At 69.2% G+C, this 12,512-nt stretch carries 10 protein-coding genes; 6 read left to right on the plus strand and 4 right to left on the minus strand.

Translation table 11 applies throughout. From position 1 onward, the window contains the following. Nucleotides 1-26: 26 nt before the first annotated feature. The 6 genes from BUR28_RS09530 (at nt 27) to BUR28_RS09555 (ending at nt 8,148) form a co-directional block, all read left to right on the plus strand. Nucleotides 27-1,823, plus strand: coding sequence for a TonB-dependent receptor plug domain-containing protein (locus BUR28_RS09530; protein ID WP_074219903.1), 1,797 nt, complete (start codon nt 27-29; stop codon nt 1,821-1,823). Continuing rightward, nucleotides 1,810-2,643 carry an ABC transporter substrate-binding protein gene (locus BUR28_RS09535; protein WP_074219904.1) on the plus strand — a complete coding sequence of 278 codons (834 nt, stop codon included), beginning with the start codon at nt 1,810-1,812 and terminating at the stop codon, nt 2,641-2,643. Before BUR28_RS09530 ends, BUR28_RS09535 begins: the two co-directional genes overlap by 14 nt. A 1-nt stretch (nt 2,644) precedes the next feature. Further along, nucleotides 2,645-4,108, plus strand: coding sequence for a cobyric acid synthase (locus BUR28_RS09540; RefSeq protein WP_074219905.1), 1,464 nt, complete (start codon nt 2,645-2,647; stop codon nt 4,106-4,108). Between the two features lie 96 nt (nt 4,109-4,204). Further along, entirely contained in the window at nt 4,205-4,729 is a 525-nt protein-coding gene (locus tag BUR28_RS09545; RefSeq protein WP_217693514.1) for a bifunctional adenosylcobinamide kinase/adenosylcobinamide-phosphate guanylyltransferase, read from the plus strand. A 215-nt stretch (nt 4,730-4,944) separates the two neighbouring features. Beyond that, nucleotides 4,945-7,212 carry a glycosyltransferase family 2 protein gene (locus BUR28_RS19010; protein WP_083626578.1) on the plus strand — a complete coding sequence of 756 codons (2,268 nt, stop codon included), beginning with the start codon at nt 4,945-4,947 and terminating at the stop codon, nt 7,210-7,212. Nucleotides 7,213-7,299: 87 nt separating this feature from the next. Beyond that, complete coding sequence (locus tag BUR28_RS09555; protein ID WP_074219906.1) at nt 7,300-8,148, plus strand: glycosyltransferase family 32 protein; 849 nt, start codon at nt 7,300-7,302, stop codon at nt 8,146-8,148. A gap of 135 nt (nt 8,149-8,283) precedes the next feature. Here the strand turns inward: BUR28_RS09555 and BUR28_RS09560 are convergent, their stop codons facing one another. The 4 genes from BUR28_RS09560 to BUR28_RS09575 form a co-directional block, all read right to left on the minus strand. After that, on the minus strand, nt 8,284-9,018 hold the full coding sequence (locus tag BUR28_RS09560; RefSeq protein WP_074219907.1) for an SDR family oxidoreductase: 735 nt from the start codon (nt 9,016-9,018) through the stop codon (nt 8,284-8,286). Next, complete coding sequence (locus tag BUR28_RS09565) at nt 9,015-10,547, minus strand: ATP-dependent DNA helicase (RefSeq protein ID WP_074219908.1); 1,533 nt, start codon at nt 10,545-10,547, stop codon at nt 9,015-9,017. Before BUR28_RS09565 ends, BUR28_RS09560 begins: the two co-directional genes overlap by 4 nt. 42 nt (nt 10,548-10,589) lie before the next feature. Next, the gene (locus BUR28_RS09570) at nt 10,590-11,234 is read right to left on the minus strand and encodes an acyl-homoserine-lactone synthase (protein ID WP_074219909.1); all 645 of its coding nucleotides are present in this window, start codon (nt 11,232-11,234) and stop codon (nt 10,590-10,592) included. A gap of 140 nt (nt 11,235-11,374) precedes the next feature. Continuing rightward, the gene (locus BUR28_RS09575; protein WP_074219910.1) at nt 11,375-12,088 is read right to left on the minus strand and encodes a helix-turn-helix transcriptional regulator; all 714 of its coding nucleotides are present in this window, start codon (nt 12,086-12,088) and stop codon (nt 11,375-11,377) included. Between the last annotated feature and the right edge of the window lie 424 nt (nt 12,089-12,512).

The raw sequence follows: 12,512 nt of genomic DNA on the forward strand, positions 1-12,512 counted from the left end.
AGGCCCTGCAACGGAACGGGACGCACATGCTTCGCACGACATCCGCCATCGGCCTGGGCCTCGCCGCCCTCTCTCCCCTCGCCGCACAGGCGCAGGACAGCTTCCTGCTCGACGAACTCGTCGCTTCGGCGACGCTGGTACCGATCGAGGTCAACCGCACCGGCACAACGGTCGAGACGCTCGACTTCGGCGAGATCGTCGAGGGCGGCCAGAGCGTGGGCCAGACGCTGTCGCAACTGCCCGGCGTCACCGTCACCGCGAATGGCGGGCTCGGCGCCAGTTCCACGGTTCGGCTGCGCGGCCTCGGCGGCAGCTATATCGGGGTTCGGATCGACGGGATCGACGTGACCGACCCATCCGGCACCCAGACCTCGTTCAATTTCGGCACGCTAACCGCGGGGCTTCCGGGCCGGATCGAGGTGCTCAAGGGCACGCAATCGGCGCTTTACGGCTCGAACGCGATCGCGGGCGTCGTGGACATCACCAGCTGGCGGCCGGTGGATGAAGGATTCTCCGGGCAGGCACGCGTCGAGGGCGGCAGCTACGGCACAGGCGCGACGACGCTGAACCTCGGCCAGGTCGGCGAGCGCGGCGAAATCGCGCTGACGCTGTCGCATGTGACCGCGGACGGCTTCTCGGCACGTAACACGAATAGCGAGGATGACGGTTACGACCAGTCGCTGATGACGCTTTTCGCCGCCTTCGACGCGACCGAGAACCTGCGTCTCGGTGTCTCGGCGCTCTGGTCGGACGGCACCGTGGAGTTCGACCGCGCTGCCGCGGACCCGAGTGGCGAGATCGACGAAACGCGAAAGGGCCTGCGCGCCTTCGCGGAACTGACCACCGGCGCAGTCGATCATGAATTCGCGGTCTCGACCGTCGAGACCGAACGCTTCGACGAGGGCGGCTTCACCGAACGCTTCGTGGGCGAGCGCATCAAGCTCGAGTATCTCGGCGCGGTCGACCTGGACGCGGACCTGTCGCTCGCCTTTGGCGCGGACTGGACCGAGGAGACGGCGACGCTCGACGGCGCGTCCTACGATGGGGAGAACGGCGCAGTCTTCGGCGAGGTGCAGTATGCCCCGACGGCCAACCTCGACCTGGCGCTGTCGCTGCGCTACGACAGCTACTCCGATTTCGACGATCAGGCCACGGGGCGGGTCGCGCTCGCCTGGCGGCCGCGCGAAGACGTGATCGTCCGCGCCGTCCTCGGCACCGGATATCGCGCCCCCTCGCTCTACGAACGGTTCGGCCCCTTCGGCAACGCCGCCCTGGAACCGGAGACGAGCCGCAGCGCGGAACTCGGGATCGAGAAACGCTACGGCAGCGAGAGCTTCGCCAAAGCGACGCTGTTCTATACCGAGATCGACGACCTGATCGATTTCAGCGGCGCCGCCTACGCCCAGGTGCCCGGCACGACCAACAGCAAGGGGATCGAGCTGTCGGGCCGCTACGCTCTGAACGATACCGTCGCGCTCACCGGCGCCTATACCTACACCGATGCCGAGAACAGCGGCGACCGGCTGGTGCGGGTGCCGCGCCACGATTTCAGCCTCGGGCTCGAAGCGGGGCTGACCGACCGGCTCGACGGACGGCTCTCGCTGCAGACGGTGGCCGATCGGTTCGACACGAACCCGTTCCCGGCACCGCCGTCGGACATCGCGGACTATACGGTCGTCAATGCCGGCCTGAGCTACGCCCTGACGGAAACCGCCGAGGCCTATCTCCGCGTCGAGAACCTGTTCGACGAGGACTACGAGCCGGTGCGCGGCTACAACGGTGCGGGCCGCTCGCTCTACGTGGGGCTGCGTGCGTCCTTCTAGGCTGATAGCGCTGGCCGCCGCCCTCGCCTGCGCCGGGGCGGCGGCGCTGGCCAAGCCGCCCGAACGGGTGGTCTCGATGAATCTCTGCACCGATCAGCTTGCCATGCTGATCGCGGGCGAGGGCCAGCTTGTCTCGGTCAGCGACCTGGCAGCGGACCCGCGCAGTTCCCCGATGGCGCAGGAGGCCGGCGCCTATCCCGCGAATGGCGGCGGCGCCGAGGAGATCGCGCTGATGCGGCCCGACCTCGTGCTGGCGGGCGTCTATTCCGACCCGGCCACGCTGGGCATGCTGCGCCGGCTGGGCATCCCGGTCGCGCAAATCGAGATCACCAGATCGGTGGCCGAGATTCCGGCGCAGCTGCGCCGGGTCGGCGAGTTGCTTGGCCGCACGGCGCGGGCCGAGGCGCTGGCGACGGCATTCAAGGCGGGCCTTGCCGCGCTGTCCCGCGGCGACGGCCCGCGGCCGCTGGCCGCCATCTTCCATCCCAACGGCTATACGCAAGGGGCCGGCACGCTGTCCGATGACATCCTTGCCCATGCGGGATTCGACAATCTGGCCGCGGAACTCGGTCTTCGGCAGGGCGGGCGGCTCGCGCTGGAGGAGGTCGTGACGGCCGATCCCGACCTGCTGATTCTCTCGCGCCCCTACCCCGCCAGTTCGCGCGCCGAGGAAATCCTGGCTCACCCGGCGCTGCGCGACATCGCGGCCGCCGAACGTCCCGCCTTCACCGGGCCGGACTGGACCTGCGGCACGCCGCACGTGCTGGACGCGATCGCGCGCCTCGCCGAACGGCGTGCGACGCTGCCGAGGGAGGAGTGAGATGGCCGCCCGCGCGGTGATGATCCAGGGGACCGGCTCGAACGTGGGCAAGTCGCTGCTCGTGGCCGGGTTGTGCCGCGCGGCGCGGGCGCGGGGCCTGCGGGTCGCGCCGTTCAAGCCGCAGAACATGTCGAACAACGCCGCCGTCACCGCCGATGGCGGCGAAATCGGCCGGGCGCAGGCGCTGCAGGCGCTGGCCTGCGGGCTGGACCCGATGACCGACATGAACCCGGTCCTCATCAAGCCCGAAAGCGACACCGGGGCGCAGATCGTGGTGCAGGGCCACGCCCGCGGCCCCTTGCGCGCGGCGGATTTCGCAGGCCGCCGTGCCGCGCTGATGGCGCCCGTGCTGGAGAGCTTCGCCCGCCTTGCGGCCTCGGCCGATCTCGTGCTTGTCGAAGGTGCCGGCAGCCCCGCCGAGGTGAACCTGCGCGACGGCGACATCGCGAACATGGGCTTCGCGCGAGCCGCCGGCGTGCCGGTGATCCTGGTCGGCGATATCGACCGCGGCGGCGTCATCGCCCAGATCGTCGGCACGAAGGCGGTGCTCGACCCGGCCGACGCCGCGATGGTCCGGGGCTTTGCGATCAACAAGTTCCGCGGCGATCCGCGTCTCTTCGACGCCGGCTATGCGGCGGTTGAGCAGGCGACGGGGTGGCCGGGGTTCGGCGTGGTGCCGTGGTTCGACCAGGCGCACCGCCTGCCCGCCGAGGATGCGGTCGACCTGGGCGCGCCCTCCGGCACGGGCGGGTTTCACATCGCCTGCCCGATGCTGTCTCGGATCGCCAATTTCGACGATCTCGATCCGCTGAAGCTCGAACCGGACCTGCGCCTGACCATGGTCCCGCCCGGCCAGCCCCTACCCGGGAATGCCGACCTCGTGATCCTGCCCGGCACCAAGTCCACCCGCGGCGATCTCGCCTTTCTCCGCGGCCAGGGCTGGGACGTGGACCTCGCCGCCCATGTGCGGCGCGGCGGGCGGGTGCTGGGGCTTTGCGGCGGCTACCAGATGCTGGGCCGTAAAATCCGCGACCCCGAGGGGCTCGAAGGCCCGGCCGGCGAGACCGCCGGGCTGGGCCTGCTCGATCTCGAGACCGTCATGCTGCCCGACAAGACGCTCACCCGCATCGCGGCAACCCATGCCGCCACGGGCGCGGCCTTCGACGGCTACGAGATCCATATCGGCCGCACCGACGGGCCGGACCGGACGCGCCCCTTCGCCCATGTCGGCGGCCGGCCCGAGGGCGCGGTTTCGGCGGACGGACGCATCGCCGGCAGCTACCTGCACGGCCTGTTCGCGGCGGACGGGTTCCGCCGCGCGTGGCTCTCCGCGCTGGGGCAGCCGGCCGGCCCGCACTCCTACGGGGCGGCGGTCGAGGACACGCTGGACGCGCTGGCCGCCCATCTCGAACGTCACATGCCCATCGACACGCTGCTGGCGACCGCGACGCCCCCGGCCGGTTAAGATCGAAAGGGACGCAACGGCAGCATTGACAGCGAAATCGGGGCCTTTGCTTAATCGCACAAGAGGGAGTCTATTGATTTCGGGGGATGTCGAGACGTGGTGGGAAGCCTGCTGGTCACGGGGGGCGTGCGGTCCGGCAAGAGTTTCTATGCCGAGGCGCGGGTGCGCGCCTGTCGTGGCCGGCCAACGCTGATCGAGACGACCTCGCCGCGCGACGAGGAAATGGCGGCACGAATCGCCGCACAGAAGGCACGGCGTGGCACGGACTGGATCACCGTGCGCGAACCGCTCGGCCTCGTCCGGGCAATTCGGGAAACGGACGGGACCGGCCCGCGGCTGGTCGAGTGCCTTGCCGGCTGGCTGTCGAACGTGATGCTGGACCGGTTCGACTGGTTCGAGAGCGTCCGCGAACTGGAAACCGCCGTCGCCGAGCAGAACAGCCCGCTGGTACTCGTCAGCAGCGAAATCGGCGGCGGCGCCCCCGCAAGCACCCTGACGCGCCGCTACCAGGAGGCCGTGGGGCTGATGAACCAGGCCATCGCCGAGATCGCCGACGAGGTCGTGGTCGTGATCGCGGGCCAGCCGCTGACGCTCAAGCCCCCCGGGCACTGGACGGCCTGACAGGCCCCGCCTCCGCGTCGTGAGGATGGGCCGCGCGCGGCCGCCGTGGTCCGGCACCGTGCGACGGTCCACCGGGCCATCCCGGTCCTGGGCGCATAGCGGCCTTTCACCCGCAAGCAGGAGACGATAGCCACACCCTTCCGCAGGATTTGCAGAAAAACACCCATAAGTGGTATTGATGGTCGCATAGATCAACTTCCGGCGACCAGGCCCGCATGCACCCCCCGCTCCCGCTCGACTCGCCATCCTTTCTGCGGCGGAGCCTGCGCACCCAGCGCCGGGGCGACTTTCTGTGTTTCGACGCCGTGGCCGGCCCCGCCGGGTCGGGCCGGCGCGCATGGCTCGTTTTCGCCTCCGGAACGCCGGCGCAGGCGATCGGGCCCGCGGGCACCACGACCATCCGCAGCATGCGCTCCATCGGTGGCGGCCTCGTGGTCTGCGCCGACACGCCCGAGACCGAGGGCCCGATGCCGATCCGCCTCGGAGCGGCCGAGACCGCGCTTGACCTCCGCCCGGCGGAGACCGGACTCTTCTCCGGCCTGAACACCCTGGTCGCGCTGCGGAACGGCGAAGGCGCGGCGCAGGCGGCCGACTGGCTGGCCTATCACGTGCGGCGCGGCATGCAGGCGGCGCTGATCCTCGACCGTGCGCCGGCGGGCGATGCGGCCTTCGCTGAGGCGCTGGAGAGAAACGCCGCCGGGATCGCGGGTCTGGAGCGGCTCGTCCTGCTCGATCTCGACGCGCCGCTGGGCAAACCCGGACTGCCGCCCGAGGCCCACCCGTTCAACGCCGCGGAGGCGCCGGGCAAGGACCGGATGGACCTGCCCGCCCCCGACCCCTGGACCGCGCCCCTCGGCGAAGTGCAGATCTACGAATGGTTGCGCCACGCCTACCTGGACGAGGCCCGCGCCGTCGCCGATCTGGACCTGCACGACCTGCTCGCGCCCGTCGAGGGGCCGTCCGTCTTCGACCGCGCGCAAGAGGCCCCCTCGGGGGCTCTGCTTCTGGTCGCGCGCCACGTCTTTCCGTGGCGCGTGCGCGACCCCGAAGCCCCCCGCTTCCACGACCACGCCTGCGTGCCGTTCGACACCCCGCGCCGCGGGCGGCGCTGGTGCGTGGCCCCGGCCAAGGCCGGCCCCGGCACCGTCTGGCGCATGGTCCGCATCGCCGGTGCGCACCTGCGGCAGGAGGATCTCGCGCCCGTCTACCGCTGCATGGGGCTTCGCCACCGGGGCCACCCGGTCTCGCGCCTCGTGCCCAAGTCAAGCCTGGTCGAAGACCCCGCCCTCCTGCGCCTGTGCGCCACCGAGTTCGGCCAGAGCCCGGTGCGCATGCCGCGGGTCGCCCCGCCCCGGATCGATCCGGCCGCCACCCGCACCGCCATCGTCACCACGATGAAGAACGAAGGCCCCTTCATCCTCGACTGGCTGGCCTATCACCGGGCGATCGGGGTGGACGACATCCTGATCTACACCAACGATTGCAGCGACGGCACCGACCGCCTGCTCGACCTGCTCCAGCGCAAGGGCCATGTGCAGCACCGCGACAACCCCTACAGGGCGATGGGCCTCAAGCCCCAGCACGCCGCGCTTCGGGCCGCCGAAGACGAACCGCTGATCCGCGCCGCCGACTGGCTGATCTGCATGGATGTCGACGAATACATCAACATCAAGACGGGCGACGGCACCCTTCGGGCGCTGTATCAGGCGGTGGCGGGTGCCAACATGATCTCCTGCACGTGGCGGCTCTTCGGCAATGCCCACATCCACGGGTTCGAGGATGCGCCGGTCCCGGCCCAGTTCACCCGCTGCGCCGCCGAGCTCACGCGCAAGCCGCACCAGGCCTGGGGCTTCAAGACGCTGTTTCGCAACGTGGGGTTCTTCAAGAAACTTGGCGTGCACCGCCCCAAGGGGCTCACCCCCCAGCTCTGGGAACATGTCAACTGGGTCAACGGCTCGGGCCGCCCCCTGCCGCGCCAGATGTACCGCACCGCCTGGCGCTCCACCGCCGACACGGTGGGCTACGACCTCGTGCAACTCAACCACTACGCCGTGCGCTCGGCCGAAAGCTTCCTGGTGAAACGCGACCGGGGCCGCGTGAACCATGTCGACCGCGACCAGGGGCTCGCATACTGGTTCCGGATGAACCACAACGCCGAGGAAGAGCTCTCGATCCAGCGAATGATCCCGGCGATGGAGGCCGAGCGCACCCGACTCCTGGCCGACCCCGAGATCGCCGCGGCGCATGCGGCGGCCGTCACCGCGCATCGCGCCCGGATCGCCGCACTCCGGGCCACGCCGACCTACGCCGCCTTCTATGCCGAACTGACCGGCTGGCGGATGGAACGGCTCTCACGCATGCTCCGCCATTTCGGCGCCGAGGTGTTCCTCGCGGGTCCCGAATGCATCCCCGACGCCGTTCTCCGGTCCGCGCATGGCCCGGATTTCTTCTTCACCGTCCCGCACGGCGCAACCGCCCACTGAGCCCAAGGAAACCATCCCCATGCGCGAAAGCCTCGCTTATCCCAGCCCCCCGGTGCACGGCGCCGCCCGCCGCGGGGGCTGCACGCCATGACCCTGCCCACCATCGCCGCCCTCTGGATCGAGGGGCCGCTCAGCTTTCTCGAACAGCTCTGCCTGAAATCCTTCGTCGACGCCGGCCACCGTGTCCTGCTCTACCGGTACGGCGCCGTGGAGAACGTCCCCGACGGGGTCGAACCCGCCGACGCGGCCGAGATCCTGCCGCGAACGGACTTTCTCACCCATGCGCGCACCGGCAGCCCCGCCCTGCATTCCGACCTCTTCCGCTACCGGCTGCTCGCGCAAAGCGAAAACACCATCTGGGCCGACACGGACGCCTACTGCATGAGGCCCTTCCGCGCCGCGACCGGCCATTTCTACGGCTGGGAATCGGACAGGCACATCAATGGCGGGGTCCTCGGCCTGCCCGCCGACAGCCCCGCGCTGGCCGCGCTGCTCGACTTCACCGCCGACGAGTTCGCGATCCCGCCCTGGTATCGCGAAGACGAGATCCGCGCGCTGGAACGCAAGCGCGACGCCGGCCGCTCCGTCCATGCCAGCGAAATGGCCTGGGGCGTCTGGGGGCCGCACGCGGTGACGCATTTCCTGCACGAAACCGGCGAGGACCGCTTCGCCTTCCCGCAAGACGTGCTCTACCCGTTCAGCTTCCGCGACCGCGGCAAGATGCTGAAACGCAACCTCGACATCTCCCCCTGGGTGACCGCGAACACCGTCTCCGTCCACCTCTACGGCCGCCGCATGCGTGCGCGCCTGGTCGAGAAGGAAAACGGCGCACCCGCCCCAGAGAGCTTTCTCGGCCGGTTGCTGGACAAGCACGGGATCGACCCGCGCCTGGCGCCGCTGCCCCGCTCGCGCACCATGACCGGGGACACCGCCTGACCCGCGCGAACACGGCCGCCGCGCCCGTCCCGCAACACTTCTTCTGGCCGGAAATATCCCCGGGGGTCCGGGGGCGGAGCCCCCGGCCGGTCGCCTTGGCGCCAGCCAAGGCGAAACACGACGCACCGATCGGCCCTAGCCGCGCCCCACATAGGGCATCTTTGTCGCCAGCACGGTCAGGAACTGCACGTTGGCCCCCGGCGGCATCGTCGCCATGTGCAGGACAGACCGCGCGGCGTCGTCCACACCCATCGTCGGTTGCACCGGCCCGCCCGCCGCCCGCGCCCGCGCGGCCAGCTCCTCCACCAGCGGCGTGCGGGCATTGCCGATGTCGATCTGCCCGCAGGCGATGTCGAAGGCGCGGCCGTCCAGGCTCAGCGTCTTCGTCAGCCCGGTGACCGCGTGTTTCGTCGTCGTGTAACAGATCGACCCGGGCCGCGGGCTGTGCGCGGAGAGAGAGCCGTTGTTGATGATCCGCCCGCCCTGCGGGTCCTGCGCCCGCATCCGGGCAAAGGCCGCGCGGGCGCACAGGAACATGCCCGAGACGTTCACCTCGAGCACGCGGGCCCACTCCTCCGGCGCCACCTCGTCGATCGTGGTCTGCGGCCCGAACATCCCGGCATTGTTGAACAGTACGTCGATCCGCCCGGCCCACTCGGTGAACCGGTCGAACGCCAGCTCGACGGCCGCAGCGGCGGTAACGTCGGCGGGCAGCGCCAACGCCGCCGCGCGCCCGGCCGCCACCTCGTCCAGCGCGTGGGCCCGACGCGCCAGCAGACCCACGCGCCAGCCCGCCTCCAGGAACAGTTCCGCCGTGGCCCGGCCGATGCCGCTGCTCGCGCCGGTGATCAGGATGGTCCGCGCGCTCATCGGGCACCCTCCTCCGGCGCAAGGGTCAAGGGCGCAGGCGGCGCGGCAAGGTCCGCGGTCGACAGCGCCCCCGTCGGCCGCGCCAGCCGGTAGCGCGTGACCCAGATCAGCCGGTGTTCGGCCCGGGTGATCGCGACATAGGCGAGACGCTTCCACAGCGGCTGGCCGGCCTCGACCCGTCCGGCGCGGGCGGCTGCGTAAAGGTCGGGCGAAAACACCTGCACCGCCTCCCACTGGGACCCCTGGGCCTTGTGGATCGTGACCGCCGCGCCATGCAGGAAGGTCGCCCCCATATGGGCGGCATAGGGGATCATCGGTTCCTCCTCGTCGGGCATCTCGATCTTGACGATCGAAGCGGCCGAAAGCTGCGGGTCCTCCGCCCCGATGACATGCAGCCGCGAGAAGCCGGGCTTGCGGCCGGGCCCGAGGTAGATCACCTGCGCCCCCTTGATCAGCCCCCGCGCCTCAAGGTCGAGCCGCTTCTTGCGATGCTTCAGCGGCAATTCGATTCCGTCGCAGATCAGCGGCTCCCCGGGCAACAGAGCGTCCTCGGGCGCGTCATGGGCGCGCCGGAAGGCATGAATCAGCCGGATCCGCGTGGCGTTGCGCCAGACCAGCACCGGGGAACGCGCCATCAGGTCGGCATCGACCCGGCCCGCGACCTCGACCCGCGGGTCCCGCGCCGCGGCCTGCTCGACCAGCCGCTCGAACGCCTCGAACTCCAGCGCCGGGTCCGACAATGCATGCGCGAGGTCGAGGATCGGGTTGTCGTCCTGTTGCCGGTGCACGCGGTGCAGCGTCAGGAGGGTGGGTTGGGGAAGGGTGTCGAACACCATCTGCCCCGACTGGTTCACCGGCGCAAGCTGCGCGGGATCGCCGAAGAGCACCAGCGTGGGAAACAGTTCCTTCAGGTCCTCGACCTGGCGCGCGTCGAGCATCGAGGCCTCGTCGACGAACCCGATATCCAGCGGCTCCTCGCGCCGTTTCCAGCCCTTGATGAAATCGCTGCCCCTCAGCCCCGCCGCCGCCAGCGCGCCGGGGATCGAACTGTGCGTCCTGTAGAAGGCCAGCGCCCGGTCGAGCGCGACGTCGGTCAGCCCCTCGATCTCGGGTTTCTCGCCATTGCCCGCCAACCACTCGGCGATCTTCTCGTATTCGGGGTCGTAGACCGGGGTGTAGATGATCCGGTGGATCGTGGTCGCGGGCACGCCGCGCTGGCGCAGGACGCTCGCCGCCTTGTTGGTGGGCGCCAGCACCGCAAGGGTGCGCCGGTCGCGCCGCCGCCGCCCCTCGTAATCGCCCGAGACCGTCTCGACCCCGGCCTCGACCAGCGCGGCGACGAGGCGCGACAAGAGCAGCGTCTTGCCGGACCCCGCCTTTCCGGTGACCGCCAGTAGCGCCTCCTTGCCGTCGGCCCGCGGGCTCAGGCGGCCGCCGTCGATGTCGACGCCCACAGCCCGCAGCATCTCGGCCACGCGGTCATGGGCCTCGGCCTGGTCCTCGGAATAGGTGACGGCGGGGAGGGTCATGGGGCGGAGCCTACAAGCGCCGCCCCACGGGTGCCAGCGCGATCAGGCGGCCTCGAGCATCCGCTTCTTTTCGGGCGCGGCGTCCGAAAAGGACTGGTGGAACCACTTCAACGAGGTCTCGCGCGTGATGCCAAGCCGGGCCAGCGCGCCGGGGAAGAACTCCTCGCGCATCTGCCACAGGCCGACGCCGATCATCTCCTTGCCTTCGCCGGTCGAGCCGATCACCTCGGGCGCGATGTCGAGCATGCGGTAGATGCGGACCATACGCCGGTCGAACACCCCGACGAAATGCTCCACCGCGAAATTCGCCATCACCTCGGCGCCACCAAGCGCCAGCGCCTGCGAGGTTTCGCGCCCGGCATCGGGGGCGAGGCAGAACCGGGTGCACTCCCAGATCAGCGGGCTTTCGACCCGCACGCCATCGGTCAGGTGCAGGAAGTGTTCGTTGATCATCGTGCGCCCCGTGGTCGGCAGGAACCGCATCGAGCCACCGTGGCGGCCGTCGGCCTGCTCCCAGATCACGTAGAGCGGGTTGAGTGCGTCATACTGGTCGCGCTCCTCGCCGCGGTCGTTCACCGAGACGTCCCATCCGAGCCGTTCTTTGAACTGGATCGCGCGGTCACGAAACATCGTGTCGCGCAGGAGCGGAAACTTGTGCAGGCTGTCGGCATAGATGTAACGCAGCATATCGGGGCATCCCTCTCACGTTCTGTTCACGTTCTGTGCTGAGGGAAAGCTACCCTTACTCTGGTTACCAGCCTGCTAACCGACCGTGCGATACGCCGGTTAACGCCCTGGAAAGGTGTTTTATAACAGTCAGTTAAAGATCAGACCACGATCAGCCCCGCGCTGAGCGCCCGGGCGACCGCATGGGTCGTGTTGATCGCGCCGAGCTTGTGCCGCGCCGCCTCGATATAGACCCGGAGCGTGTGCTCCGAGATCTCCAGTTCGGCCGCGGCCTGCGACCGGCTGAGCCCCTTGGCCAGCAGAGTCATCGCAGACAGCTCGCGGGGCGAGAGCATGGCGACCGGCGCAAGCCGCTCGCCCCTTTCGAACTCGAGCGCCTTGCGGTTGAACTCGTGGGCGATCAGGATGAACTCGCGCAGATGGGCCTGAACGAACACGTTCCAGTCGTCGTCGGAACATTTGTGGTTCACCGTGAACATCGCGAATTGGCCCTGGGGGCCGTGGACGGGCACGGACAGCCCCTGGTTGCCGACGCCGTGCGCGACCGCGTCCGAAAGGAACTCGCGCGCGCCCTTTGAAGACCAGTTGAGCTGCTTCCAGTCGACCGGGTGGAACCGATTGATGCACCCCAGCACCACAGGGTCGACCCGGACGTAGCCACGCTCCAGATAGCGGTCGACCCATTCGGTGCTGTATGTACCTGCCCCGTACTGCTCTCCGACGCTGCTTACCCAGTGATAGACGACATGGGAGACGCCGTAATGGTCACGCAGATTCTCCGTCGCAAGAAAGAGATCCTCAAGCGTCGTTGCCTGCTGCAAGCGGTCGAGGTACGATTCTAAGACGTCTTTCATCGCCCGACTTCACAGCATCCGACGGGTGTGACGTGGAATTGCATGGGAACTGTGCTCGCCCTTGTTCTGCCTCGGCCGAGGAGATTTCGACCGCCGCCAGGGCCTGGCACGTCGTGAGCTCCTCGGACAGAGCAACCAATCCGTTCTTCCGGGCGTAGTTCCGGAGGTCCCCAAGGATGTCGATCAGCCACTCATGCTTCATGGTTCTCTTCCCGAAGTGGTTAACAGGACGTTAATACAAGCATAGCACGAGTTAACTTTCCGCGATATTCGCCGATTTTCCCTCCCCAGAAATAGCGAGGGGGCGCGACGCCAAGCCGTTGATGACGCTGTGTCACCCCCGCGCCGCGAATCGACTTCAACGGAAACGGGCCCGGGCGGCCATCGCCGCACCGGACCCGTTCGGTCGTCATGCGAGTCGCGG

It is taken from the genome of Rhodovulum sp. ES.010 (assembly GCF_900142935.1).
GTDB lineage: Bacteria > Pseudomonadota > Alphaproteobacteria > Rhodobacterales > Rhodobacteraceae > Rhodovulum.

What these genes read in the sequence shown, in the direction of transcription:
- BUR28_RS09530 (WP_074219903.1), top strand. Translation starts at nt 27, where the DNA reads ATGCTTCGCACGACATCCGCCATCGGCCTGGGCCTCGCCGCCCTCTCT.
- BUR28_RS09540 (WP_074219905.1), top strand. Translation starts at nt 2,645, where the DNA reads ATGGCCGCCCGCGCGGTGATGATCCAGGGGACCGGCTCGAACGTGGGC.
- BUR28_RS19010 (WP_083626578.1), top strand. Translation starts at nt 4,945, where the DNA reads ATGCACCCCCCGCTCCCGCTCGACTCGCCATCCTTTCTGCGGCGGAGC.
- BUR28_RS09555 (WP_074219906.1), top strand. Translation starts at nt 7,300, where the DNA reads ATGACCCTGCCCACCATCGCCGCCCTCTGGATCGAGGGGCCGCTCAGC.
- BUR28_RS09560 (WP_074219907.1), bottom strand. Translation starts at nt 9,018, where the DNA reads ATGAGCGCGCGGACCATCCTGATCACCGGCGCGAGCAGCGGCATCGGC.
- BUR28_RS09565 (WP_074219908.1), bottom strand. Translation starts at nt 10,547, where the DNA reads ATGACCCTCCCCGCCGTCACCTATTCCGAGGACCAGGCCGAGGCCCAT.
- BUR28_RS09570 (WP_074219909.1), bottom strand. Translation starts at nt 11,234, where the DNA reads ATGCTGCGTTACATCTATGCCGACAGCCTGCACAAGTTTCCGCTCCTG.
- BUR28_RS09575 (WP_074219910.1), bottom strand. Translation starts at nt 12,088, where the DNA reads ATGAAAGACGTCTTAGAATCGTACCTCGACCGCTTGCAGCAGGCAACG.